Annotated in this window: 20 protein-coding genes; 18 read left to right on the forward strand and 2 right to left on the reverse strand. The window is 71.8% G+C overall.

The genetic code is table 11. The annotated features are described in order from the left end of the window. Nucleotides 1–135: 135 nt before the first annotated feature. Nucleotides 136–681 carry a beta-class carbonic anhydrase gene (locus ACWDYF_RS06245; protein ID WP_018567467.1) on the reverse strand — a complete coding sequence of 182 codons (546 nt, stop codon included), beginning with the start codon at nucleotides 679–681 and terminating at the stop codon, nucleotides 136–138. A gap of 421 nt (nucleotides 682–1,102) precedes the next feature. Between ACWDYF_RS06245 and rsmH the strand changes: the two genes are divergently transcribed. From rsmH to ACWDYF_RS06325, 16 genes are all read left to right on the forward strand, one after another. Next, a complete protein-coding gene (gene rsmH, locus ACWDYF_RS06250; RefSeq protein WP_381743734.1) occupies nucleotides 1,103–2,059 on the forward strand; it encodes a 16S rRNA (cytosine(1402)-N(4))-methyltransferase RsmH in 957 nt (318 codons plus the stop codon). A gap of 13 nt (nucleotides 2,060–2,072) precedes the next feature. Beyond that, complete coding sequence (locus ACWDYF_RS06255; protein ID WP_381743735.1) at nucleotides 2,073–2,663, forward strand: septum formation initiator family protein; 591 nt, start codon at nucleotides 2,073–2,075, stop codon at nucleotides 2,661–2,663. A gap of 5 nt (nucleotides 2,664–2,668) precedes the next feature. Further along, on the forward strand, nucleotides 2,669–4,636 hold the full coding sequence (locus ACWDYF_RS06260; protein WP_389466831.1) for a peptidoglycan D,D-transpeptidase FtsI family protein: 1,968 nt from the start codon (nucleotides 2,669–2,671) through the stop codon (nucleotides 4,634–4,636). A gap of 273 nt (nucleotides 4,637–4,909) precedes the next feature. Beyond that, the gene (locus ACWDYF_RS06265) at nucleotides 4,910–6,430 is read left to right on the forward strand and encodes a UDP-N-acetylmuramoyl-L-alanyl-D-glutamate--2,6-diaminopimelate ligase (protein ID WP_381743737.1); all 1,521 of its coding nucleotides are present in this window, start codon (nucleotides 4,910–4,912) and stop codon (nucleotides 6,428–6,430) included. A 102-nt stretch (nucleotides 6,431–6,532) separates the two neighbouring features. Further along, complete coding sequence (locus ACWDYF_RS06270) at nucleotides 6,533–7,948, forward strand: UDP-N-acetylmuramoyl-tripeptide--D-alanyl-D-alanine ligase (RefSeq protein ID WP_018567472.1); 1,416 nt, start codon at nucleotides 6,533–6,535, stop codon at nucleotides 7,946–7,948. Next, nucleotides 7,945–9,018, forward strand: a complete 1,074-nt coding sequence (mraY, locus tag ACWDYF_RS06275) for a phospho-N-acetylmuramoyl-pentapeptide-transferase (protein WP_381743738.1) — start codon at nucleotides 7,945–7,947, stop codon at nucleotides 9,016–9,018. The genes ACWDYF_RS06270 and mraY overlap by 4 nt, the downstream gene beginning before the upstream one ends. Continuing rightward, nucleotides 9,000–10,430, forward strand: coding sequence for a UDP-N-acetylmuramoyl-L-alanine--D-glutamate ligase (gene murD, locus ACWDYF_RS06280; protein ID WP_389466826.1), 1,431 nt, complete (start codon nucleotides 9,000–9,002; stop codon nucleotides 10,428–10,430). The genes mraY and murD overlap by 19 nt, the downstream gene beginning before the upstream one ends. A 96-nt stretch (nucleotides 10,431–10,526) precedes the next feature. Further along, on the forward strand, nucleotides 10,527–12,005 hold the full coding sequence (gene ftsW / locus ACWDYF_RS06285; RefSeq protein ID WP_389466823.1) for a putative lipid II flippase FtsW: 1,479 nt from the start codon (nucleotides 10,527–10,529) through the stop codon (nucleotides 12,003–12,005). 6 nt (nucleotides 12,006–12,011) lie between these two features. Further along, on the forward strand, nucleotides 12,012–13,100 hold the full coding sequence (gene murG / locus ACWDYF_RS06290; protein WP_064532544.1) for an undecaprenyldiphospho-muramoylpentapeptide beta-N-acetylglucosaminyltransferase: 1,089 nt from the start codon (nucleotides 12,012–12,014) through the stop codon (nucleotides 13,098–13,100). Between the two features lie 28 nt (nucleotides 13,101–13,128). Then, the gene (locus tag ACWDYF_RS06295) at nucleotides 13,129–13,926 is read left to right on the forward strand and encodes a cell division protein FtsQ/DivIB (RefSeq protein WP_389466819.1); all 798 of its coding nucleotides are present in this window, start codon (nucleotides 13,129–13,131) and stop codon (nucleotides 13,924–13,926) included. Between the two features lie 278 nt (nucleotides 13,927–14,204). Further along, a complete protein-coding gene (gene ftsZ / locus ACWDYF_RS06300; RefSeq protein ID WP_018567478.1) occupies nucleotides 14,205–15,416 on the forward strand; it encodes a cell division protein FtsZ in 1,212 nt (403 codons plus the stop codon). Beyond that, nucleotides 15,413–16,144: a peptidoglycan editing factor PgeF gene (pgeF, locus tag ACWDYF_RS06305; RefSeq protein ID WP_381743742.1), complete on the forward strand. Its 732-nt coding sequence runs from the start codon at nucleotides 15,413–15,415 to the stop codon at nucleotides 16,142–16,144. The genes ftsZ and pgeF overlap by 4 nt, the downstream gene beginning before the upstream one ends. Nucleotides 16,145–16,150: 6 nt before the next feature. Next, nucleotides 16,151–16,870 carry a YggS family pyridoxal phosphate-dependent enzyme gene (locus tag ACWDYF_RS06310; protein WP_381743743.1) on the forward strand — a complete coding sequence of 240 codons (720 nt, stop codon included), beginning with the start codon at nucleotides 16,151–16,153 and terminating at the stop codon, nucleotides 16,868–16,870. 127 nt (nucleotides 16,871–16,997) lie between these two features. Continuing rightward, entirely contained in the window at nucleotides 16,998–17,639 is a 642-nt protein-coding gene (locus ACWDYF_RS06315; protein WP_018567481.1) for a cell division protein SepF, read from the forward strand. A gap of 51 nt (nucleotides 17,640–17,690) precedes the next feature. After that, nucleotides 17,691–17,981, forward strand: a complete 291-nt coding sequence (locus tag ACWDYF_RS06320) for a YggT family protein (protein ID WP_018567482.1) — start codon at nucleotides 17,691–17,693, stop codon at nucleotides 17,979–17,981. 52 nt (nucleotides 17,982–18,033) lie between these two features. Next, nucleotides 18,034–19,215 carry a DivIVA domain-containing protein gene (locus ACWDYF_RS06325; RefSeq protein ID WP_381743745.1) on the forward strand — a complete coding sequence of 394 codons (1,182 nt, stop codon included), beginning with the start codon at nucleotides 18,034–18,036 and terminating at the stop codon, nucleotides 19,213–19,215. A 175-nt stretch (nucleotides 19,216–19,390) separates the two neighbouring features. Here ACWDYF_RS06325 and ileS read toward each other — a convergent pair whose 3' ends face one another. Next, nucleotides 19,391–22,537 (reverse strand): isoleucine--tRNA ligase, encoded by a 3,147-nt coding sequence (gene ileS, locus ACWDYF_RS06330; RefSeq protein WP_389466812.1) that lies wholly within the window; start codon nucleotides 22,535–22,537, stop codon nucleotides 19,391–19,393. Nucleotides 22,538–23,135: 598 nt separating this feature from the next. Here ileS and ACWDYF_RS06335 point away from each other — a divergent pair. Together ACWDYF_RS06335 and lspA are read left to right on the forward strand one after the other, a co-directional pair. Further along, nucleotides 23,136–23,969: a TraR/DksA family transcriptional regulator gene (locus tag ACWDYF_RS06335; RefSeq protein ID WP_389466810.1), complete on the forward strand. Its 834-nt coding sequence runs from the start codon at nucleotides 23,136–23,138 to the stop codon at nucleotides 23,967–23,969. Nucleotides 23,970–24,071: 102 nt separating this feature from the next. Next, complete coding sequence (lspA, locus tag ACWDYF_RS06340) at nucleotides 24,072–24,740, forward strand: signal peptidase II (protein ID WP_389466807.1); 669 nt, start codon at nucleotides 24,072–24,074, stop codon at nucleotides 24,738–24,740. The last annotated feature ends 43 nt before the right edge of the window (nucleotides 24,741–24,783 follow it).

A 24,783-nucleotide genomic window follows, 5' to 3' on the forward strand; every position in this document is an offset into this window, starting at 1 on the left:
TTACCGATTCGTGTCACTCGCCTGTGGACAACTGGCCGCGATATTCGGGTTTCACGACTTTTCACCGTGGACGACGCGCAACCCGCCCACATGGCGCCGCGGCCCCGCCCCGGCACGCCGGGGCGGGGCCCGAGGTCACTCCGGGTCGATCTCGCGCAGCCGGCCCGTGCGGACGTCGAACACGAAGCCGCGCACGTCGTCGGTGTGCGGCAGGAACGGCGAGGTGCGCACCCGCTGCATCGACTGCCGCACGTCCTGGTCGGCGTCCTTGAAGGCCTCCACCGCCCAGGAGGGGCGCTGTCCGACCTCCATCTCCAGGTCGTGGCGGAAGTCCTCGGTGATGGTCTGCATGCCGCAGTTGGTGTGGTGGATGAGCACCACCCGGCGGGTGCCGAGCGCGCGCTGGCTGATGGCGAGCGAGCGGATCACGTCGTCGGTGACCACGCCGCCCGCGTTGCGCAGCGTGTGACAGTCGCCGAGCCGCAGACCGAGCGCGGCGTGCAGGTCGAGACGGGCGTCCATACAGGCCACGACGGCGACCTGGAGGACCGGCCGGGCGTCCATGCCCGGGTCGGTGAACGCGTCGGCGTAGGTCCCGTTGGCCGTGACGAGCCGGTCGATGACGGAACGGTCCGTTATGGCGTCCTCGGGACCGGCGGGAACTGATGCGGAAGTCGTCATACTCATGACGTTACTGGGCGTGCGCGCCGCGGTCTCGTCGTGGGAGCGGACAAAGAACATCACAGTGGCTTGTTGTGAGAGAACCCACACACAGGGTATCCGCGTCCGGACGGGTGAACCGGCGGCCCGCGCCGTGTCCCGGCACTCCGGCGGGCGACGCGCAGGCCGGTTGATTGACCGGGCGACACGGTGGACTAAAGTGACGCGAAGCGGGAGGCGCAGCCCTCCCTGCTGCACGGCATTTCCCCGGAGACCACGGCTCGCGCCCGACGGTCTCCCCACGTGCGCGGCGCGTACGTACGGCTCGGCCTCCTCCCGCTCCCGGTCGGCTGACGCTTCCGGCGCCGGCAGGGCCCCCTCGTCCCGCGAGCGGCCGGGGACCCGGCGGTGCGTGCGGGCCCGCCGGACCTGAGAGGGCCCCTTGAGCGACAGCCGACACGTCCCCGTGATGCTCCAGCGGTGCCTGGACCTGCTGGCACCCGCCCTGGAGCGGCCGGGAGCGGTGGTCGTCGACTGCACCCTCGGGCTCGGCGGACACAGCGAGGCGCTGCTCACCCGCTTCCCCGAGGCCCGCCTCGTCGCCCTGGACCGCGACAAGGAGGCGCTGCGCCTGTCCGGCGAACGCCTCGCCCCCTTCGGCGACCGCGCCACCCTGGTGCACGCCGTCTACGACGAACTGCCCGACGTGCTCGCCAGGCTCGGCCTGCCGCGCGTGCGGGGCGTCCTGTTCGACCTCGGGGTCTCCTCCATGCAGCTCGACGAGGCCGACCGCGGCTTCGCCTACGCCCAGGACGCGCCCCTGGACATGCGCATGGACCAGTCGGCCGGCATCGGCGCCGCCGAGGTGCTGAACACCTACCCGCCCGGCGAACTGGTGCGCATCCTGCGGGCCTACGGCGAGGAGAAGCAGGCCAAGCGGATCGTGGCCGCCGTGGTGCGCGAGCGGCAGAAGGAGCCGTTCACCCGCAGCGCCCGCCTGGTGGAGCTGATCCGCGACGCGCTGCCCCAGGCCGCCAAGCGCACCGGCGGCAACCCCGCCAAGCGCACCTTCCAGGCGCTGCGCATCGAGGTCAACGGCGAACTCGCCGTGCTGGAACGGGCGATCCCGGCCGCGGTGAAGGCCCTCGACGTCGGCGGAAGGATCGCCGTACTGTCGTACCAGTCGCTCGAAGACCGCCTGGTCAAGCAGGTGTTCGCGGCCGGAGCCGCCACGACCGCGCCCCCCGGGCTCCCGGTCGTCCCCGAGCGTTACCAGCCCCGGCTCAAGCTGCTCACCCGCGGTGCCGAACTTCCCACCGAGGAAGAGATCGCCGAGAACCGGCGGGCGGCACCGGCCCGGCTGCGCGGGGCCGAGCGCATCAGGGAGGACGCCGAGTGAGCCAGGGGGACCAGTGAGCAGCAAACCCGAGCCGCGGGGGCGTGCCGCCCGGCTGGCGCGGCTCCTGCCGGGAAAGGGGCCCCAGGCCGCCCGCGCCCCCTTCGTCCTGCTCGTCGTGCTGCTCCTGGGCGGCGGCCTCATCGGACTGCTGGTGCTGAACTCCGCGCTCAGCGAAGGCGCCTTCCAGATGGACGACCTGAAGAAGGACACCAAGAACCTCACGGACGAGGAGCAGGCCCTCCAGCGGGACATCGACTCCTACTCCGCCCCCGACGCCCTCCAGCGCCGCGCACGGCAACTGGGCATGGTGCCCGGCGGTGATCCCGCCTTCCTGAACCCCGACGGCACCGTCAAGGGCGTGCCCTCCGCCGCCGCCGAGCAGTCCGCCGCGTACGACCTCCCGGTGTCCGTACGGCCGCCCGAGAGCCTGACGGGCAGCGTGCCGCCCGCGGCCCCCGCGCCCGCGGCCGCGGCCGACGGCACCGCCCCGGACACCGGGCAGAGCGCGCCCGCCGCGCCCTCCGGGAGCGACACCGCCGCGCCCGCCGGGCAGGCCGACGCGACCGGACCCCAGCCCGCCACGACCCCGACCCCCGGCAGGTGACGGAAGTGACCGACAGGGAACCGCCGCGCCGCCGCGTGCCCGGACCCGCCAGGCCCGCCAGGCAGGCCCGCCCCGGCGGCGGCAGGCAGCGGCCCGGCCCCGGCGCCCGTCCGGCCCGCCGCCCGAACTCCACCTGGCGGCCCCCGCCGGTGCGCGTCCTGCGCCTGGGCAGCCCCCGGCCCAGACTGCGCATGGTCGCCCTCGCGCTGACCCTGGTGATGCTCGTCTTCGTGGTCCGGCTGCTCCAGGTGCAGGCCGTCGACGCTGGCGCCTACGCGGCCAAGGCCGAGGCCAACCGCTACGTGGTGCACACCATCGCCGCCGAGCGCGGCGGCATCACCGACCGCAACGGCGTCTCCCTGGCCACCAGCGTGGACGCGAACGACATCACGGCCGACCCGACGATGTTCACGCGCGAGAGCCTCAAGGTCGGCGACGGCCCCGAACAGGCCGCCGCGCTGCTCGCCCCGATCATCGGCCAGGACCAGGCCCAGCTGGCGAAGAAGCTCCGCACGGCGAACACCCGCTACGTGCTGCTGGCCCGCCGCCAGACCCCGCAGGTCTGGACGCAGATCAAGGACCTGAAGGCCGCGCTCGCCCAGAAGGCGCGCACGGACAAGACCGCCGCCAACGTCCTGGCCGGTGTCTTCTCCGAGCCCAGCACCAAGCGCGTCTACCCGGGCGGCGACCTGGCCGCCGCGCTGCTGGGCTGGGTCAACGCCGAGGGCAAGGGCGGCGGCGGCATCGAGCAGCAGCTCGACAAGGAGCTGGCCGGCAAGCCCGGCAAGATCCGCTACACCCAGTCGGGCGGCCGCGAGGTGCCCACCGCGGGCTCCACCGGCACCCCGGCCGTCCCGGGCACCGACGTCGAGCTGACCATCGACCGCGACATCCAGTGGGCCGCGCAGAACGCCATCACCCAGCAGGTGCGCGACTCCCGGGCGGACCGCGGCTATGTGATCGTGCAGGACACCCGGACCGGCGAGATCCTCGCCATGGCGAACTCCCCGGGCTTCGACCCGGGCGACCTGGCCCACGCCGACCCGGCGGCGCTCGGCAACGCCGCCGTCCAGGACGCCTTCGAGCCCGGCTCCACCGCCAAGCTCATGTCGATGGCCGCCGTGCTGGAGGAGGGCGTGGCCACCCCGGGCACCCATGTGGTCGTACCCAACCGGCTGCACCGCGGCGACCGGCTCTTCCAGGACGACGTCGACCACGAGACCTGGTACCTCACGCTCAACGGCGTGCTCGCCCGGTCCAGCAACATCGGCACGATCCTGGCCACCGGACGGCTCGGCAAGACCCAGCCGGAGGCCAACAAGGTCCTCTACTCGTATCTGCGCAAGTTCGGCATCGGCGGCTACACCGGCATCCACTTCCCCGGCGAGACCAAGGGCATCCTGGCGCCGCCCGAGAAGTGGTCCACTTCGCAGCAGTACACGGTCCCGTTCGGCCAGGGCTTCTCCCTCAACGCGCTCCAGGCGGCGTCCATCTACTCGACGATCGCCAACGGCGGGGTCAGGATCCAGCCGAGCCTGGTGCGCGGCACCAAGGGACCCGACGGCCGCTTCGCCCCGGCGGCCGAGCCCGCGAAACAGCGGGTCGTGAGCGCCGAGACGGCCAAGGAACTCTCCCAGATGCTGGAGTCCGTGGTCGACGACGAGCAGGGCACCGGCCTCAAGGCCCGCATCCCCGGCTATCGCGTCGCGGGCAAGACCGGTACGGCCAACCGTGTGGATCCGGCCACCGGCAGATACCGCGGCTACACCTCGTCCTTCGCCGGGTTCGCCCCGGCCGACAACCCCCGCATCACCGTCTACTGCGCGATCCAGAACGCCACCAAGGGCAACTACTACGGCGGCCAGATCTGCGGCCCGATCTACAAGCAGGTCATGACGTTCGCGCTGAAGACCCTCCAGGTGCCGCCGACGGGCGCGCAGACCGCGAACCTGCCCGTCGACTACAAGCCCTGACCCGCCGGGCAGACCCTTTCGGCCCAGCGCCCCCCAGCCCCTCCCGAGCCCGTACCCGAGCGTCCCAGCGGCCCCCGACCGGCACGCAGCACCCGCCGGAACCCGTACCACCGGACCAGAACCACCAGGAACCAGCCCGTGACAACGATCACCCCCGACCCCGGGAACCGCCGGCCGCCCGCGGCCTCGCTTCGCCCGCAGGCCGGTGAGCCCGGTACGCTCACCGCCGTGTCACACCCTGATCAGTCCCAAACCACCCAGAAGGGCGCTTCCGTGACGTACCCGGGACCGCCGCGACCGGTTCAGGTCACCGCCATCCCCCTCGCGGAGCTGGCCGATCAGCTGGGTACCGCGCGACCGGACCGCAGCGCCGAGGTCACGGGCATCACCCACGACTCACGTGCCGTGCGCCCCGGCGACCTGTACGCCGCCCTGCCCGGAGCCCGCGCGCACGGCGCCGACTTCGTCACCCAGGCGGCGAGCCTCGGCGCGGTCGCCGTACTCACCGACCCGGCGGGCGCCGCCCGCGCCGCCGCGACCGGACTGCCCGTGGTGGCCGTCGAGGACCCGCGCGCGCGGATGGGCGAGCTGGCGGCGACCATCTACGGCAGGCCCGGCCGCGACCTCCTCCAGATCGGCATCACCGGTACCTCCGGCAAGACCACCACCGCCTACCTCGTCGAGGGCGGCCTGAAGACCGCGCGGTCCACCGGTCTGATCGGCACGGTGGAGATGCGCATCGGCGAGGAGCGCATCAAGTCCGAGCGCACCACGCCCGAGGCCACCGACCTCCAGGCCCTGTTCGCCGTGATGCGCGAACGCGGCGTCGAGGCGGTCGCCATGGAGGTCTCCAGCCACGCGCTGGTGCTCGGCCGGGTCGACGGCTGTGTCTTCGACATCGCCGTCTTCACCAACCTCAGCCCGGAGCACATGGAGTTCCACTCCGGCATGGAGGACTACTTCCAGGCCAAGGCGCAGCTGTTCACCCCGGAGCGCAGCAGGCTCGGCGTGGTCAACCACGACGACGAGTACGGCCGCCGGCTCGCCCGGGAGGCCACCGTCCCGGTCGTCACCTTCTCCGCCGAGGGCCACCCGGACGCCGACTGGCGCGCCGAGGACGTCCAGGTCGGCCCGCTCGACTCGACGTTCACGGTGATCGGCCCCGAGGGGCAGCGGATCGCCGCCAGGTCCCCGATCGCGGGCCCGTTCAACGTCGCCAACACCCTCGCCGCGATCGTCGCGCTGGCCGCCGCCGGACTCGACCCGCAGACCGCCGCCGACGGCGTGGCCGCCGTCCCGGGCGTGCCGGGCCGCCTGGAGCGGGTGGACGCCGGACAGCCCTACCTCGCGGTCGTCGACTACGCGCACAAGACGGACGCCGTCGAGTCGGTGCTCAAGGCCCTGCGCAAGGTCACCAAGGGCCATCTGCACGTGGTGCTGGGCTGCGGCGGCGACCGCGACACCACCAAGCGCGCCCCGATGGGCGCCGCGGTGGCCCGGCTCGCCGACACCGCCGTGCTGACCTCCGACAACCCCCGCTCCGAGGACCCGCTCGCGATCCTGGCCACCATGCTCCAGGGCGCCGCCTCGGTGCCCGCGCACGAGCGCGGCGAGGTGCTCCTGTTCGAGGAGCGGGCCGCCGCCATCGCCGCCGCCGTGGGCCGGGCCCGGCCCGGGGACACCGTCCTGGTCGCGGGCAAGGGCCACGAGCAGGGCCAGGACATCGCCGGTGTGATCCGCCCCTTCGACGATCGAGAGGTCCTGCGCGAAGCCGTCCGCACCACCCAGGGATGACCGTCCGTGAGACCAGGGACGGCCCCGTACACCTGAACAGCCAGGGACGACCGTCCGTACGACCCAGGGATTGAAAATCCAGAAGACCCAGGGGATGAACTTGTGATCGCCCTCTCCCTCGCCGAGATCGCAGCAGTCGTCGGCGGGCAGACGCACGACATACCGGATCCGTCCGTCCAGGTCACCGGACCCGTCGTCCGGGACTCCCGGGAGGCGGTGCCCGGCAGCCTCTTCGTCGCCTTCGCCGGTGAGCGCGTGGACGGCCACGACTTCGCCGCGGACGTCGTCGCGGCGGGCGCCGTCGCGGTGCTGGCCTCCCGTCCCGTCGGCGTGCCCGCGATCGTGGTCGAGGACGTGCAGTCCGCCCTCGGCGCCCTCGCCCGCCACGTCGTGGCCGAACTCGGCGCGACCCTCGTCGCCCTGACCGGCTCCGCGGGCAAGACCAGCACCAAGGACCTGATCGCCCAGGTGCTGCGGAGCAAGGCCCCGACCGTGTTCACGCCCGGCTCGCTCAACAACGAGATCGGGCTGCCGCTGACCGCCCTGACCGCCACCGAGGAGACCAAGTACCTCGTCCTGGAGATGGGCGCCCGCGGCATCGGCCACATCCGCTACCTCACCGGGCTGACCCCGCCGAAGGTGGGCCTCGTGCTCAACGTCGGCAGCGCCCACATCGGCGAGTTCGGCGGCCGGGAGCAGATCGCCCAGGCCAAGGGCGAGCTGGTCGAGTCCCTGCCGCCGGCTGAGGAGGGCGGCACCGCGATCCTCAACGCCGACGATCCGCTGGTCCGTGCCATGGCCTCCCGTACGCAGGCGAAGGTGCTCCTTTTCGGAGAGGCGGGCGAAGCGGACGTACGCGCCGAGAACGTGAGACTCACGGACAGCGGACAGCCTTCCTTCAGGCTTCACACACCCTCCGGTGCATGCGATGTGACCATGCGCCTGTACGGTGAGCACCACGTGTCGAACGCGCTCGCCGCGGCCGCCGTCGCCCATGAGCTGGGCATGTCCGCAACGGAGATCGCCACCGCGCTCTCCGGGGCGGGCTCCCTCTCCCGCTGGCGGATGGAGGTCACCGAGCGCCCGGACGGCGTGACCGTCGTCAACGACGCCTACAACGCCAACCCGGAGTCCATGCGAGCCGCCCTGCGCGCGCTCGCGGCCATGGGCAAGGGGCGGCGGACCTGGGCGGTGCTCGGCAAGATGGCCGAGCTCGGGGACGAGGCGCTCGCCGAGCACGACGCGGTCGGACGGCTCGCCGTCCGGCTCAACGTCAGCAAGCTCGTCGCGGTCGGGGGCAGGGAAGCGTCCTGGCTGCAACTGGGCGCATACAACGAGGGTTCGTGGGGTGAGGAGTCGGTGCACGTGTCCGACGCACAGGCGGCGGTCCACCTGTTGCGCAGCGAGTTGCGCCCGGGGGACGTCGTGCTCGTGAAGGCGTCCCGTTCGGTCGGTCTGGAGAGCGTGGCCCAGGCGCTCGTCGAGACCGGTGCCGAGGGTGAGGTCGCCGCCCGATGATGAACCAGGTCCTGTTCGCAGGAGTCATCGGTCTCTTCCTGACGCTGGTCGGCACCCCGCTGCTGATCAAGCTGCTGGCCCGCAAGGGCTACGGCCAGTACATCCGGGACGACGGCCCGCGCGAGCACGCCAGCAAGCGCGGTACGCCGACGATGGGCGGTATCGCCTTCATCCTGGCCACGGTCGTCGCGTACTTCCTGTCCAAGGTCATCTCCGGCAAGCCCCCGACGTACTCGGGTCTGCTGGTGCTCGGCCTCATGGTCAGCATGGGCATGGTCGGCTTCCTCGACGACTACATCAAGATCGTCAAGCGCCGTTCGCTGGGTCTGCGCGCCAGGGCGAAGATGGCGGGCCAGCTGATCGTCGGCATCGGCTTCGCGGTGCTGTCGCTGATGTTCTCCGACAGCCGCGGCAACACCCCCGCGTCCACGAAGCTGTCGTTCATCACGGACTTCGGCTGGACCATCGGCCCGGTGCTGTTCGTGATCTGGGCGCTGTTCATGATCCTGGCGATGTCCAACGGCGTGAACCTCACCGACGGTCTGGACGGTCTGGCCACCGGCGCCTCCGTGCTGGTCTTCGGCGCCTACACCTTCATCGGTGTCTGGCAGTTCCAGGAGTCCTGCGCCAACTCGATGACGCTGACCAATCCCAACGCCTGCTACGAGGTGCGCGATCCGCTGGACCTGGCGGTCGTCGCCTCCGCGCTGATGGGTGCCTGCCTCGGCTTCCTGTGGTGGAACACCTCACCGGCCAAGATCTTCATGGGCGACACCGGTTCGCTGGCGCTCGGCGGTGTCCTCGCGGGCCTGGCCATCTGCTCGCGCACCGAGCTGCTGATGGCGCTGCTGGGCGGCCTGTTCGTCCTCATCACCATGTCGGTGGTCATCCAGGTCGGCTCCTTCCGGCTCACCGGGAAGCGGGTCTTCCGGATGGCGCCGCTCCAGCACCACTTCGAACTCAAGGGCTGGTCCGAAGTGCTCGTCGTGGTCCGTTTCTGGATCATCCAGGGCATCTGTGTGATCGTCGGACTCGGCCTCTTCTACGCGGGATGGGCAGCGGACAAGTGACCGACTGGCAGGGGAAGAACGTCACCGTCGCCGGACTCGGCGTCTCCGGGATCCCGGCGGCCAAGGTCCTGCACGGCCTCGGCGCGCACGTCACCGTCGTCAACGACGGCGACGACGAACGGGCCCGTGCGCAGGCGGCCGAACTGCGCACCCTGGGCGTCACCGTGCGCCTCGGCGACGGCGACACCCTGCCCGAAGGCACCGAACTGATCGTCACCACGCCCGGCTGGAAGCCGGACAAGCCGCTGTTCCTGGCGGCGGACCGGGCGGGCGTCCCGGTCTGGGGGGACGTCGAACTCGCCTGGCGGCTGCGCGGCCTGGACGGCCGGGAACCGGCCCCCTGGCTGGCCGTCACCGGCACCAACGGCAAGACCACCACCGTGCAGATGCTCGCCTCCATCCTGACGGCGGCGGGCCTGCGCACGGCGGCCGTGGGCAACATCGGCGTCTCGCTGCTGGACGCCGTCCTCGGCGAGGAGCGCTACGACGTGCTCGCCGTCGAGCTCTCCAGCTACCAGCTGCACTGGGCGCCCTCGCTACGCGCCCACTCCGCCGCCGTCCTCAACCTCGCCCCGGACCACCTCGACTGGCACGGCTCCATGGAGGCGTACGCCGCCGACAAGGGCCGCGTCTACGAGGGCAACCAGGTCGCCTGCGTGTACAACGCGGCCGACCCGGCGACCGAGGACCTGGTGCGCGCGGCCGACGTCGAAGAGGGCTGCCGGGCCGTCGGGTTCACCCTCGGCACCCCGGCGCCCTCCCAACTCGGCGTGGTGGAGGGCATCCTGGTCGACCGGGCCTTCGTCGAGAACCGGCACAAGAACGCCCAGGAGCTGGCCGAGGTCTCCGACGTCCGGCCGCCCGCCCCGCACAACATCGCCAACGCCCTTGCCGCGGCGGCCCTCGCGCGCGCCTTCGGCGTCCCCGCGACGGCCGTGCGGGACGGCCTGCGGGCCTTCACCCCGGACGCGCACCGCATCGCGCACGTGGCCGACGTGGACGGCGTCGCCTACATCGACGACTCCAAGGCCACCAACACCCACGCGGCCGAGGCGTCGTTGGGGGCATATGAGTCGATCGTATGGATTGCGGGCGGTCTGGCGAAGGGCGCGGACTTCGACGAGCTGGTCGCCCGCTCGGCGAAGCGGCTGCGCGGCGCCGTCCTGATCGGCGCCGATCGCGCGCTGATCCGCGAGGCCCTGGCGCGACACGCCCCCGAAGTCCCCGTCGTCGACCTCGACCGGACCGACACTGGGGCCATGCTCCAGGCGGTCCGGGAGGCGCGGCGACTGGCCGCCGCGGGCGACACGGTGCTCCTCGCCCCGGCCTGTGCCTCCATGGACATGTTCACCAACTACAACCAGCGCGGTGACGCGTTCGCGGAGGCCGTTCGCGAACTCGGCACCCGCTGACCCCGGCCGCCCCCGCTGCCGGGCGACCTTGGGAGGGACGCGTGGGACCCGCGAACCGAGCCAGGCGTACGCCGCCGACGTACCGCGGAGGCGGAGATGCCCGGTAGTCCCGGCAGCCGCCGGGGCCGTCCGCCCGCGCAGCGGGCCGGGCGCGGGCCCGCCGCGGTCCGCGGCCCCCGCGACAACGCCGTACGCACCCTCGTCACCCGCGCCCGCAAGGCCTGGGACCGGCCGCTCACCGCGTACTACCTGATCCTCGGCGGCAGCGCGCTGATCACCGTGCTGGGCCTGGTGATGGTCTACTCGGCCTCCCAGGTCACCGCGCTCCAGATGGCGCTGCCCGGTTCGTACTTCTTCCGCAAGCAGCTGCTGGCCGCCGTGATCGGCGCGGGACTGCTGCTGGCCGCCGCCCGGATGCCGGTGAAGCTGCACCGGGCGCTGGCCTACCCGATCCTGGCGGGCGCGGTGTTCCTGATGGCGCTGGTGCAGGTGCCGGGGATAGGGATGTCGGTCAACGGCAACCAGAACTGGATCTCGCTGGGCGGCTCCTTCCAGATCCAGCCCAGCGAGATCGGCAAGCTGGCGCTGGTGCTCTGGGCCGCCGACCTGATCGCGCGCAAGCAGGAGAAGCGGCTGCTCACACAGTGGAAGCACATGCTGGTGCCGCTCGTCCCGGTCGCCTTCATGCTGCTCGGGCTGATCATGCTCGGCGGCGACATGGGCACCGCGATCATCCTCACCGCCATCCTGTTCGGCCTGCTGTGGCTGGCGGGCGCGCCCACCCGGCTGTTCGTCGGCGTGCTGTCGGTCGCCGCTCTGATCGGCCTGGTCCTCATCAAGACCAGCCCCAACCGCCTGGACCGGTTCGCCTGCGTCGGCTCCACCGACGTGACCAAGTGCTGGCAGGCGGTACACGGCATCTACGCCCTGGCCTCCGGCGGATTCTTCGGTTCCGGACTCGGGGCGAGTGTGGAGAAATGGGGGCAACTCCCCGAAGCCCACACCGACTTCATCTTCGCGGTGACCGGTGAGGAACTGGGTCTCGCGGGGACTCTGTCGGTGCTCGCCCTGTTCGCGGCTCTAGGCTATGCGGGCATCCGCGTGGCCGGACGCACGGAGGAACCCTTCGTCAGGTATGCCGCGGGAGGCGTGACCACCTGGATCATCGCGCAGGCGGTGATCAACGTCGGTGCGGTGCTCGGTCTGCTGCCGATCGCCGGTGTCCCGCTCCCGCTGTTCTCCTACGGAGGATCCGCCCTGCTGCCGACCATGTTCGCCATCGGGCTGCTGATCGCCTTCGCGCGAGACGAACCCGCTGCGCGGGCGGCGCTTGCCATGCGGCAACCTCGCTTTGGTAGAAAGCGGGCAGGAGGCTCCGCGGCCGGCCGCTCGGCCGGCCGCGGGCCCGCGCGGACACCCGGCCGGAATCCCGGACGGGAGCCCGCCGGGGGCTTCGGCCGCGGCTCGGACCGGGGATCCGGTGCAGGATCGGGTCAGGGGTCCGGCCAGGGGCCTCGGAGATGGAACACGATGCGACGGCGCGCCTCGGCGGCGCGTTCGTCCGGAGAGCGGTGAATTTCGGTGCATGTCGTACTCGCCGGCGGAGGTACCGCGGGCCACATCGAGCCCGCGCTCGCCCTCGCGGACGCCCTGCGCAGGCAGGACCCGACCGTGGGGATCACGGCCCTGGGCACGGAACGGGGCCTGGAGACCCGGCTCGTCCCGGAGCGCGGTTACGAGCTGGCGCTGATCCCGGCGGTACCGCTGCCGCGCAAGCCCACGCCCGAGCTGATCACCGTCCCGGGCCGGCTGCGCGGCACGATCAAGGCGGCCGAGCAGATCCTGGAACGCACCAAGGCGGACGCCGTGGTGGGCTTCGGCGGCTATGTCGCCCTGCCCGGCTACCTCGCCGCCAAGCGGCTCGGTGTGCCCATCGTGATCCACGAGGCCAACGCCCGCCCCGGCCTGGCCAACAAGATCGGTTCGCGCTACGCGGCCCAGGTCGCCGTCTCCACCCCGGACAGCAAGCTGCGCGGCGCCCGCTACATCGGCATCCCGCTGCGCCGGGCCATCGCCACGCTGGACCGGGCGGCCGCGCGGCCGGAGGCCCGCGCGATGTTCGGACTCGACCCCAACCTGCCCACGCTGCTGGTCACCGGCGGCTCGCAGGGCGCCCGCCGGCTCAACGAGGTGGTCCAGCAGGTCGCTCCCTGGCTCCAGCAGGCGGGCATCCAGATCCTGCACGCGGTCGGCCCGAAGAACGAACTGCCGCGCGTGCACCAGATGCCGGGTATGCCCCCCTATATCCCGGTAAGTTATCTGGACCGGATGGACCTCGCGTACGCCGCCGCCGACATGATGCTCTGCCGCGCCGGCGCGATGACCGTCGCCGAACTCTCCGCCGTCGGACTGCCGGCCGCCTACGTCCCGCTGCCCATCGGCAACGGCGAACAGCGGCTGAACGCCCAGCCGGTGGTCAAGGCGGGCGGCGGTCTGCTGGTCGACGACGCGGACCTCACCCCGGAGTGGGTGCAGCAGCAGGTGCTGCCCGTGCTCGCCGACCCGCACCGGCTGTACCAGATGTCCCGGGCCGCCGGTGAGTTCGGCCGGCGCGACGCCGACGAACTGCTCGTCGGCATGGTGTACGAGGCCATCGCCTCGCGCCGTTAGGACCATATGAACGAAGGGGATCGACAGCGTGGCCGGAGCGACGTCCGAGGAACGCGGTGAACGCCGGCGGGAGTCGCCGTCCGGCCCGCCCCTGGTCCGCCGGTTGCGGCGGCTTCCCCTTCGCACGCTCGTCCTGGCGGCCGTGGCCGTGCTCCTGCTCGGCGGCGGCACCCTGTGGGTCCTCTACGGCTCCTCGTGGACCCGGGTGGAGCGCGTCTCCGTCTCCGGGACAAGGGTGTTGACCGCCGCTCAGGTGCGCTCGGCCGCCGCGGTGCCGGTGGGCGACCCGCTGGTCTCCGTGGACACCGGCGCCGTCGTCGCCCGGCTGCGGCACCGGCTGCCCCGCATCGAATCGGTCGCCGTGGTGCGCTCGTGGCCGCACGGAATCGAGCTGAAAGTCGTCGAGCGCACCGCCGTCATGGTGGAGGAAAAGGGCGGAAAGTTCATCGAAGTGGACGCCGCCGGTGTCCGATTCGCCACAGTTCCGCAGGCGCCGAAAGGCGTTCCCGTCCTGGAATTGTCGCTTTCCCGCACCGCCGCCACGGCGGCGAGTCTGCGCCGCTTCGACGAGGCGCGCCTGGTGCGCGAGGCCGTCACGGTGGCCGGCCGCATCCCGGCCGCGGTGGCCCGCACGACCCGTGCCGTCAAGGTCCGTACCTACGACGACATCTCGCTGGAGCTGAGCGGCGGACGGACCGTGTCCTGGGGCAGCGGGGAGGGCAGCGCCGCGAAGGCCCGTGTGCTCACCGCGCTGCTGAAAGCCACCCCCGACGCCCGGCACTTCGACGTGAGTGTCCCCATCGCCCCGGCGTCATCCGGGAGTTGACGGGTATACGTGCAGGCCAGCACCCTGGTTGGGCACCGCTATGCCTGATCACATAGGGTGAAAAGAAAAACGGGAGGTTCGGCGTGTTCGTTGAACGGGCGCCACTTGTCGACTTAGTGTCCTGTTCAGAAGACTTCAAGGAACAGGCACACTGGTAACCCTAAACTTCAGGGTTAGGGTTCGGGTCGGCGTTACGGACCGTCCCATTCGGCATCAGCCGTCGCGGCGCGGACAGCGCGCAACGACGGCGACGTAATTCGAGGCGAGAGGCCTTCGACGTGGCAGCACCGCAGAACTACCTCGCAGTCATCAAGGTCATCGGTGTCGGCGGCGGTGGTGTCAATGCCATCAACCGGATGATCGAAGTCGGTCTCAAGGGCGTCGAGTTCATCGCCATCAACACCGACGCGCAGGCGCTGTTGATGAGCGACGCCGACGTCAAGCTGGACGTCGGCCGCGAACTGACCCGCGGACTCGGCGCCGGGGCCAACCCGGCCGTCGGCCGCAAGGCCGCAGAGGACCACCGCGAGGAGATCGAAGAGGTCCTCAAGGGGGCCGACATGGTCTTCGTGACGGCCGGTGAAGGCGGCGGCACCGGCACCGGCGGCGCACCCGTCGTGGCCAACATCGCGCGCTCCCTGGGCGCCCTCACCATCGGCGTGGTGACGCGCCCGTTCACCTTCGAGGGACGGCGCCGCGCCAACCAGGCCGAGGACGGCATCGCCGAACTCCGCGAAGAGGTCGACACCCTCATCGTCATCCCCAACGACCGGCTGCTGTCCATCTCGGACCGCCAGGTCAGCGTGCTCGACGCGTTCAAGTCCGCGGACCAGGTGCTGCTGTCCGGTGTGCAGGGCATCACCGACCTGATCACCACCCCCGGCCTGATCAACCTGGACTTCGCCGACGTCAAGTCGGTCATGTCCGAGGCCGGTTCGGCGCTCATGGGCATCGGCTCGGCCCGCGGCGACGACCGCGCGGTGGCCGCCGCCGAGATGGCGATCTCCTCCCCGCTGCTGGAAGCCTCCATCGACGGCGCCCGCGGCGTCCTGCTCTCCATCTCCGGCGGCTCCGACCTCGGCCTGTTCGAGATCAACGAGGCCGCCCAGCTGGTCAGCGAGGCCGCGCACCCCGAGGCCAACATCATCTTCGGCGCGGTCATCGACGACGCCCTCGGCGACGAGGTGCGGGTCACCGTGATCGCGGCCGGCTTCGACGGCGGCCAGCCCCCGGCCCGCCGGGAGAACGTCCTCGGCTCGGCCGCCTCCTCGTCGTCCGCGCCCCGCCGCGAGGAGCCCGCTCCGGTACGGCAGTCCGAGAGCCGTCCGACCTTCGGCTCGCTGGGCAGCGTGACGCCCAAGGAGGAGCCGGAGCCGGTCGCCCCGGAACCGCTGAGCGACCTCACCACCGCGCCGCCCGCCCCGCCGGCGCCGCGCACCTACACCGACAGCGCGGCCGAGGAACTGGACGTCCCGGACTTCCTGAAGTGATAGGACCGCGCGACACCGTGAACGGCGCGCACTTCGCCTTCACCGACCGGTGGGGCGGGGTGAGCGCCGTTCCGTACGAGGAGCTGAACCTGGGCGGCGCCGTCGGGGACGACCCCGGCGCCGTACGGGCCAACCGCGCACGGGCCGCCGCCGCCCTCGGGCTCGATGCGGCCGACGTGGTCTGGATGAACCAGGTGCACGGCGACGACGTCGCGGTCGTGGACGGCCCCTGGGACCCCGCGGCCGGCATCCCGGCCGTCGACGCGCTCGTCACCGCCCGCCGGGGACTCGCCCTCGCCGTGCTCACCGCCGACTGCACCCCGGTGCTGCTCGCCGACCCGGTCGCCGGGATCGCCGCCGCGGCCCACGCGGGCCGGCCCGGCATGGTGGCCGGGGTGGTGCCCGCCGCCGTGCGGACCATGGTGGAACTCGGCGCCGACCCCGCCCGGATCACCGCCCGCACCGGACCCGCCGTGTGCGGCCGGTGCTACGAGGTGCCCGAGGCGATGCGCGCCGAGGTGAGCGCCTCCGAACCGGCGGCGTACGCCGAGACGAGCTGGGGTACGCCGGCGCTCGATGTGAGCGCCGGGGTGCACGCACAACTCGAGCGCCTGGGAGTGCGCGACCGGGAGCGGTCGTCGGTCTGCACCCGGGAGTCGGACGACCACTTCTCGTACCGCCGCGACCGCACCACGGGTCGGCTCGCGGGCTATGTCTGGCTGGACTGATGAGGCATGACGGAACGTAAGGACGAACTCGCCGCGAATCTGGCGAGGGTGGAGGGGCGCATCGCCGCCGCGTGCGCCGCGGCCGGACGCCCCCGCGAGGACGTGACCCTCATCGTGGTCACCAAGACCTACCCGGCCTCGGACGTGCGGATCCTGGCGGACCTCGGGGTCCGGCAGGTCGCCGAGAACCGGGACCAGGACGCGGCACCGAAGGCCGCGGAATGTACGGATCTGCCCTTGAGTTGGCATTTTGTCGGTCAACTTCAGACCAACAAGGTGCGATCCGTCGTCGGCTACGCGGACGTCGTGCAGTCCGTGGACCGCGCCCGGCTGGTCACCGCGCTCTCCAGGGAGGCCGTGCGCGCGGGCCGCGAACTCGGGTGCCTGATCCAGGTCGCCCTGGACGCGGGCGAGCAGGCGCGGGGCGAGCGGGGCGGGGTGGCGCCGGGCGGCATCGGGGAGTTGGCGGACCTCGTCGCGGACGCCCCGGGGCTGCGGCTCGGCGGCCTGATGACCGTCGCGCCGCTGACCGGGGAGTACGCCGGCCGCCAACAGGCGGCGTTCGAGCGGCTCATGGATTTGTCGACCTCCCTGCGCCGGGCCCATCCTGCTGCCACCATGGTCTCGGCAGGGATGAGCGCGGACCTCGAACAGGCCGTGGCCGCCGGAGCGACACATGTGCGCGTCGGCAGCGCGGTACTCGGAGTCCGCCCCGGCCTCGGGTAACGTCGCCAAGAAGTCGGACCACAGCAGAAAATATGGTCAATACCGCCGAAGAAGGCGCAACGACCTCGTGGATCGCGGGGACTTGGCGGTCGTCAGTCGATCCACCACAGAGCGGAGGACTCAGAGAATGGCCGGCGCGATGCGCAAGATGGCGGTCTACCTCGGCCTCGTGGAGGACGATGGGTACGACGGCCGGGGTTTCGACCCCGATGACGACTTCGAACCCGAACTCGACCCGGAGCCCGAGCGGGACCGCAGGCGGCACGAGCCGTCGCACCAGCCGCACGGTACACATCAGCAGCAAAGGGACGAACCGGTACGGGTGATGCAGCCTCCGGCACCCCGCGAACCCGTGTCCCATTCCGCTTCGCTCCCGGCGGAATCCCCTCGTCCGGCGCGTATCGCGCCCGTGGCATCCATCACACAAGAACGCGCGAGCCTGGAGAAGAACGCACCGGTGATCATGCCCAAGGTCGTGTCGGAACGTGAGCCGTACCGGATCACCACACTTCACCCCCGGACCTACAACGAGGCCCGTACCATCGGGGAACACTTCCGTGAAGGCACTCCGGTGATCATGAATCTGACGGAGATGGACGACACGGACGCGAAGCGACTTGTCGACTTTGCGGCCGGTCTGGTGTTCGGCCTCCACGGCAGCATCGAGCGGGTGACGCAGAAGGTGTTTCTGTTGTCGCCTGCTAACGTCGATGTCACGGCGGAGGACAAGGCCCGCATCGCAGAGGGCGGGTTCTTCAACCAGAGCTGAGACGCAACACCGGACAACCGGCACGGAACAGGGGAGAGGGAAGCACCGATCATGGGCGTGGCCATGGAGGTTCTCTACATCGCGCTGATGGTGTTCCTCATCGTACTGATCTTCCGATTGGTCATGGATTATGTGTTCCAGTTCGCCCGCTCGTGGCAACCCGGCAAGGCGATGGTGGTCGTTCTGGAGGCCACCTACACTGTCACCGATCCACCGCTGAAGCTTCTGCGGCGGTTCATCCCGCCGCTGCGTCTCGGGGGCGTGGCGCTCGACCTGTCCTTCTTCGTTCTGATGATCATCGTCTACATCCTGATCTACATCGTGGGAAGCCTCGCGACGTGAGTGTGGACGATACGGTCTTGCCGACTGCCGATGACTACGTTGAGGTGAAGAGATGCCGTTGACCCCCGAGGACGTGCGGAACAAGCAGTTCACGACCGTCCGCCTCCGAGAAGGCTATGACGAGGACGAGGTCGATGCCTTCCTCGACGAGGTCGAGGCCGAGCTGACCCGTCTGCTCCGTGAGAACGAGGACCTGCGCGCCAAGCTGGCCGCGGCCACCCGTGCCGCCGCGCAGAACCAGCAGAACATGCGCAAGCCTCCGGAGCAGCAGCAGGACCAGCAGCAGCACCCGCAGCACCCCCAGCACCAGCAGCAGGGGCCGGGCATGCCCCAGCAGGGCGGGATGCCGCAGCAGGGCATGCGAGGTCCCGGCGCTCCGGTGCCCGCCGGCATATCGGGCCCGCCGCAGCAGCAGATGGGTGGCCCCATGGGTGGTCCGCCCCAGCTGCCGAGCGGTGCCCCGCAGCTGCCCGCCGGCCCCGGCGGACAGGGCCCGCAGGGCCCCGGCCCGATGGGTCAGGGTCCCGGACCGATGGGCCAGGGCCCCGGTCCGATGCAGGGCCAGATGGGTCCGGGCCCGATGGGCGGCCCGAACCCGATGGGCGGTCCCGGCCCGATGGGTCAGGGTCCCGGTGGCGACAGCGCCGCGCGGGTGCTGTCGCTGGCCCAGCAGACCGCCGACCAGGCGATCGCCGAGGCCCGTTCCGAGGCCAACAAGATCGTCGGCGAGGCCCGTTCGCGCGCCGAGGGTCTGGAGCGCGACGCCCGCGCCAAGGCCGACGCGCTGGAGCGGGACGCGCAGGAGAAGCACCGCGTCGCGATGGGCTCCCTGGAGTCCGCCCGCGCCACGCTGGAGCGCAAGGTCGAGGACCTGCGCGGCTTCGAGCGCGAGTACCGCACGCGTCTGAAGTCGTACCTGGAGTCGCAGCTGCGCCAGCTGGAGACCCAGGCGGACGACTCGCTGGCCCCGCCGCGCACCTCCCCGGCGGCCGCTTCGCTGCCGCCGTCCCCGGCGCCCTCCATGGCTCCGGCCGGTGCCAGCGCTCCGTCCTACGGCGGCAACGGCGCGATGGGCGGTCCGTCCGGCCCGTCCGGTCCGTCCTACGGCGGCCAGCAGCAGATGTCCCCGGCGATGACCCAGCCGATGGCTCCGGTCCGGCCGCAGGGCCCGTCCCCCATGGGCCAGGCCCCGTCCCCGATGCGCGGCTTCCTGATCGACGAGGACGACAACTGAGGCGCCCTGACGGGTTCCTGAGCGAACGCACGAACAAGGCGTCGGCAGCCTGAGAGAACGGCCCCGGAGGATCTCCTCCGGGGCCGTTCTCGTGTGCACGGGCAGTGGCTGGCCGTACGTACGGGTCTCCGCGCGCTCCCCGCGCCCCCGGGGGGAGCGCGGGGAGCCCGCCCGGCTACGCCTTGCGCAGCCGGAACGTCAGGGACAGGCCCTCGTCGGTGAACGGGTCACCGTAGGCGCCGTCCGCCTCGCCCTGGGCGAAGTCCGTGGCCAGGACCTCGTCGGCGATGAGCCCCGCGTGCTCGGACAGGGCCGCGATGACCGCCGGGTCGGTGGAGGTCCAGCGCAGCGCGATCCGGTCCGCGACGTCCAGGCCGCTGTTCTTGCGCGCCTCCTGGATGAGCCGGATGGCGTCGCGCGCCAGACCCGCCTGCCGCAGCTCCTCGGTCAGCTCCAGGTCGAGCGCCACGGTCGCGCCCGAGTCGGACGCCACCGACCAGCCCTCGCGCGGGGTCTCGGTGATGATCACCTCGTCCGGGGCCAGCGTGACGGTCTCGCCGTCGACCTCCACCGACGCCGTGCCCTCGCGCAGCGCCAGCGACAGCGCCGCCGCGTCGGCCGCGGCGACGGCCTTCGCCACGTCCTGGACGCGCTTGCCGAACCGCTTGCCCAGGGCACGGAAGTTGGCCTTCGCGGTGGTGTCCACCAGTGACCCGCCGACCTCGCTGAGCGACGCCAGCGAGGAGACGTTCAGCTCCTCGGTGATCTGCGCGTGCAGCTCGCGGTCCAGGGTGTCGAAGCCCGCCGCCGCGACCAGCGCGCGCGAGAGCGGCTGGCGGGTCTTGACGCCCGACTCCGCGCGGGTGGCCCGGCCCAGCTCCACCAGCCGCCGCACCAGCACCATCTGCCGGGACAGCTCGGGGTCGATCGCGGACAGATCGGCCTCGGGCCAGGAGGCCAGGTGCACCGACTCCGGGGCGTCCGGCGACACCGGCACCACCAGGTCCTGCCAGACCCGCTCGGTGATGAACGGGGTCAGCGGGGCCATCAGCCGGGTGACCGTCTCGACGACCTCGTGCAGCGTGCGCAGCGCGGCCTTGTCGCCCTGCCAGAAGCGGCGGCGCGAACGGCGGACGTACCAGTTGGACAGGTCGTCCACGAACGCGGAGAGCAGCTTCCCGGCACGCTGCGTGTCGTACGCCTCCAGGGCCTGCGTGACCTGGTCGGTCAGCGCGTGCAGCTCGCTCAGCAGCCAGCGGTCCAGCAGCGGGCGGTCGGCCGGGGCCGGGTCCGCCGCGCTCGGCGCCCAGTTCGACGTACGGGCGTACAGCGCCTGGAAGGCGACCGTGTTCCAGTACGTCAGCAGCGTCTTGCGCACCACCTCCTGGATGGTGCCGTGGCCGACCCGGCGGGCCGCCCAGGGCGAGCCGCCGGCCGCCATGAACCAGCGCACCGCGTCCGCGCCGTGCTGGTCCATCAGCGGGATCGGCTGGAGGATGTTGCCCAGGTGCTTGGACATCTTGCGGCCGTCCTCGGCGAGGATGTGGCCCAGGCACACCACGTTCTCGTAGGACGACTTGTCGAACACCAGGGTGCCGATCGCCATCAGCGTGTAGAACCAGCCGCGGGTCTGGTCGATCGCCTCGGAGATGAACTGCGCCGGGTAGCGGCTCTCGAACAGCTCCTTGTTCTTGTACGGGTACCCCCACTGCGCGAACGGCATCGAACCCGAGTCGTACCAGGCGTCGATGACCTCGGGCACGCGCACGGCCGTCGCCCCGCAGCCCTCCTCGGGGCAGGCGAAGGTCACCTCGTCGATGAACGGGCGGTGCGGGTCGAGGCCCGACTGGTCGGTGCCGGTCAGCTCGGTCAGCTCCGCGCGGGAACCGACGCAGGTGAGGTGGTCCTCGGCGCAGCGCCAGACGGGCAGCGGGGTGCCCCAGTAGCGGTTGCGGGAGAGCGCCCAGTCGATGTTGTTGTTCAGCCAGTCGCCGAAGCGGCCGTGCTTGACGGTGTCCGGGTACCAGTTGGTCCGCTCGTTCTCCGCCAGCAGCCGGTCCTTGACGGCGGTGGTGCGGATGTACCAGGACGGCTGGGCGTAGTACAGCAGCGCGGTGTGGCAGCGCCAGCAGTGCGGGTAGCTGTGCTCGTAGGGCAGGTGCCGGAAGAGCAGGCCCCGCTCGCGCAGGTCCTCGGTGAGCCGCTCGTCGGCCTTCTTGAAGAAGACGCCGCCGACCAGCGGCAGGTCCTCCTCGAAGGTGCCGTCCGGGCGGACCGGGTTGACCACCGGCAGCCCGTAGGAGCGGCACACCCTGAGGTCGTCCTCGCCGAAGGCGGGGGACTGGTGGACCAGGCCCGTGCCGTCCTCGGTGGTGACGTACTCGGCGTTGACCACGTAGTGGGCGGGCTCGGGGAACTCGACCAGCTCGAAGGGGCGCCGGTAGGTCCAGCGCTCCATCTCGGCGCCGGTGAAGGACTCGCCGGTCCTCTCCCAGCCCTCGCCGAGCGCCTTGGCGACCAGCGGCTCGGCGACGACGACCTTCTCCCGGCCGTCCGTGGCGACCACGTAGGTGACGTCCGGGTGGGCGGCGACGGCCGTGTTGGACACCAGGGTCCAGGGGGTCGTCGTCCACACCAGGAGCGCCGCCTGCCCGGCCAGCGGTCCGGAGGTGAGCGGGAAGCGCACGTACACGGACGGGTCGACGACCGTCTCGTAGCCCTGCGCCAGCTCGTGGTCGGACAGGCCGGTGCCGCAGCGCGGGCACCAGGGGGCGACGCGGTGGTCCTGCACCAGCAGGCCCTTGTCGAAGATCTGCTTCAGCGACCACCAGACCGACTCGATGTACTCGGGGTCCATGGTCCGGTAGGCGTCGTCCAGGTCGACCCAGTAGCCCATGCGGGTCGTCAGCTCGGCGAAGGCGTCGGTGTGCCGGGTCACGGACTCGCGGCAGCGGTCGTTGAACTCGGCGATGCCGTACGCCTCGATGTCCTGCTTGCCGGTGAAGCCCAGTTCCTTCTCCACCGCCAGCTCGACGGGCAGGCCGTGGCAGTCCCAGCCGGCCTTGCGGCCCACGTGGTAGCCGCGCATGGTGCGGAAGCGGGGGAAGACGTCCTTGAAGACGCGGGCCTCGATGTGGTGGGCGCCGGGCATGCCGTTGGCGGTGGGCGGGCCCTCGTAGAACACCCATTCGGGGCGGCCCGCGGACTGCTCCAGGCTCTTGGCGAAGATCTTCTGCTCGCGCCAGAAGTCGAGCACCGCGTGTTCGAGCGCGGGCAGGTCGACCTGGGCGGGCACCTGGCGGTACTGCGGCTGCGTATTCAACGAGCTTCCTCCGGCGGATGTGCTGCCTACCGTCGGAGGGACGAGAGCGTTCGTGCTTCCACGCCGTGCGGCGCGCTCCCGCGGTACCACCCTCCTTGGCCCTCCGGTGCGCCGTACGCTCCGGTGAGCCCCCTCATTGGGCTCGCGATGCCGGTTCTACTGGCCCCGGGCTGCTCCCCGGGGTGTTCTTCCGGCGGCTCCGGGGTGATCTTCACGTCGCGCTCGCCCCCGGGCTCACACCGTCCCCGGGTCGCTCTGGGCTGCCTGCGCCGCTACTCGTCCCCATCCACGCTTCTCGCTCCGCCCAGTGTACGGCGCTCCGGGGACCGCGGCCGACCGGTTTTCGGCGCCCGGCGCCGGGCGCGGGGCGGGGGCGCGGGTGACCCGAACGGCGGCGGCGCCGCCCGCCGAGATCGTCCGACGTGCGTCTTGTCGGATTACCCGGCGGGGAGCTGGGCACAACGCTTGCATGCCGGGCGCGCGGTGCGCGCGAGGCGGGCGAATCGGGCGGCGTGCCCCGTTGCCGCGGGGCTTGAGTCGATTTATCGTCCCAGCACGATTCGCGAGCAAGATCACAATATGTGAAGGGGCCGCGGCCATGGTGGCGAAGAAGACCGCCGAGCAGTCGGCGTCCGACAGGTCCCGGCACACCGGCGCGGACGGCGGGACGACCGGGTCCGCACGGTCCACCGGCCCGGCCGGGGATCCGGAACGGACCGCGGCCGCCGCACCCCGGCGCACTCCGGCGCGGAAGACCGCCCCCCGCAAGACCCCCGCGCGCAAGGCCGCCCCGGCGAAGGAGTCCGCGCCGGACGACTCCCCGCCGAAGAGCGCCGCGCAGGGTGGGAGCGGTGCCGCTGTGGGCAGGAAGAGCTCGGGCAAGAAGGCGGGCGCGGCCGAGGCCGCGAAGCAGACGGGAGCCACGACGGTGGTTGCGAAGAAGACTCCTGGCAGGGCCAGCAGGGCCGGCAGGGCCAGTACGGCCACGGCGGCCAAGACCGCGGTCCCCAAGGCGCGCGTCGCCGCGGCGGTGGAGCCGGGCGACCTCGCGGTCCGCCCGGGTGAGGACCCGTGGACCGAGGAGGAGGTCGCCGAGGCCCGCGCGGAGCTGGAGTCCGAGATGGAGCGGCTGAGCACCGAGATCAGCTCGTCCGAGGCGTCCCTCGCGGGTCTGATGCGGGACTCCGGGGACGGCGCGGGCGACGACCAGGCGGACACCGGCACCAAGAACATCACGCGCGAGCACGAACTGGCCCTGGCCGCCAACGCGCGCGAGACGCTCACCCAGACCGAGCGCGCCCTCGACCGGCTGGACGCGGGCACCTACGGCGTGTGCGAGAACTGCGGCAACCCCATCGGGAAGGCCCGTATGCAGGCCTTCCCGCGGGCCACCCTGTGCGTGGAGTGCAAGCAGAAGCAGGAGCGCCGGTAGCCACCGGCGGTGAACGGGTGCCGGCGCCCTCCTGAGCGCGTCGGCCCCGCGGGACGTGCCGTAGTCTCGTCCTCAGTCAGGTACCTAGGTCGAGGGACTCACGTGGCAGAGGCGGAGCGCATCATCGGTACGCCGGACGAGACCCCGGACGCGGAGCGTCCCGGGGAGCGGCGGCGGCCCGACGCCGCGGCGGAGACGGCCGCACCAGCAGGGACGACGCCGGACGCGCCGGAGGCCGGCGGCGGCACGCCGGAGGAGTCCGCCGCCGCGGACGGGCCGCCGCGGGGCAGGCGCCGCATCGGCGTGCTGTTCGCGGTGGCCGCCGTGGCGTACGCCCTCGACCTCGTCAGCAAGATCCTCGTGGTGGCCAAGCTGGAGCACCACGCCCCGGTGAAGATCATCGGGGACTGGCTCCAGTTCCAGATGATCCGCAACTCCGGCGCCGCCTTCAGCTTCGGCGAGGCGTACACGGTGATCTTCACGGTCATCGCCGCCTCCGTGATCGTGGTGATCGTCCGGCTGGCCCGCAAGCTGTACAGCCTGCCCTGGGCGTTCGCGCTCGGCCTGCTGTTCGGCGGCGCGCTGGGCAACCTCACCGACCGGATCTTCCGCTCGCCGGGGGTCTTCAAGGGCGCGGTCGTCGACTTCATCTCGCCCAAGCACTTCGCCGTCTTCAACCTCGCCGACTCCGCGATCGTCTGCGGCGGCATCCTGATCGTGCTGCTCTCCTTCGGCGGCCGGGACCCGGACGGCACCGTCCACAAGGACTGACGGCACCGTCCACCAGGACCGGGGCCCGCACCGGTGCCCGCCG

The organism is Streptomyces sp. NPDC003284, from assembly GCF_053589675.1.

What these genes read in the sequence shown, in the direction of transcription:
- ACWDYF_RS06245 (WP_018567467.1), bottom strand. Translation starts at nt 681, where the DNA reads ATGACGACTTCCGCATCAGTTCCCGCCGGTCCCGAGGACGCCATAACG.
- mraY (WP_381743738.1), top strand. Translation starts at nt 7,945, where the DNA reads ATGATGAACCAGGTCCTGTTCGCAGGAGTCATCGGTCTCTTCCTGACG.
- murD (WP_389466826.1), top strand. Translation starts at nt 9,000, where the DNA reads ATGGGCAGCGGACAAGTGACCGACTGGCAGGGGAAGAACGTCACCGTC.
- ftsW (WP_389466823.1), top strand. Translation starts at nt 10,527, where the DNA reads ATGCCCGGTAGTCCCGGCAGCCGCCGGGGCCGTCCGCCCGCGCAGCGG.
- ACWDYF_RS06310 (WP_381743743.1), top strand. Translation starts at nt 16,151, where the DNA reads ATGACGGAACGTAAGGACGAACTCGCCGCGAATCTGGCGAGGGTGGAG.
- ACWDYF_RS06315 (WP_018567481.1), top strand. Translation starts at nt 16,998, where the DNA reads ATGGCCGGCGCGATGCGCAAGATGGCGGTCTACCTCGGCCTCGTGGAG.
- ACWDYF_RS06320 (WP_018567482.1), top strand. Translation starts at nt 17,691, where the DNA reads ATGGGCGTGGCCATGGAGGTTCTCTACATCGCGCTGATGGTGTTCCTC.
- ACWDYF_RS06325 (WP_381743745.1), top strand. Translation starts at nt 18,034, where the DNA reads ATGCCGTTGACCCCCGAGGACGTGCGGAACAAGCAGTTCACGACCGTC.
- ACWDYF_RS06335 (WP_389466810.1), top strand. Translation starts at nt 23,136, where the DNA reads ATGGTGGCGAAGAAGACCGCCGAGCAGTCGGCGTCCGACAGGTCCCGG.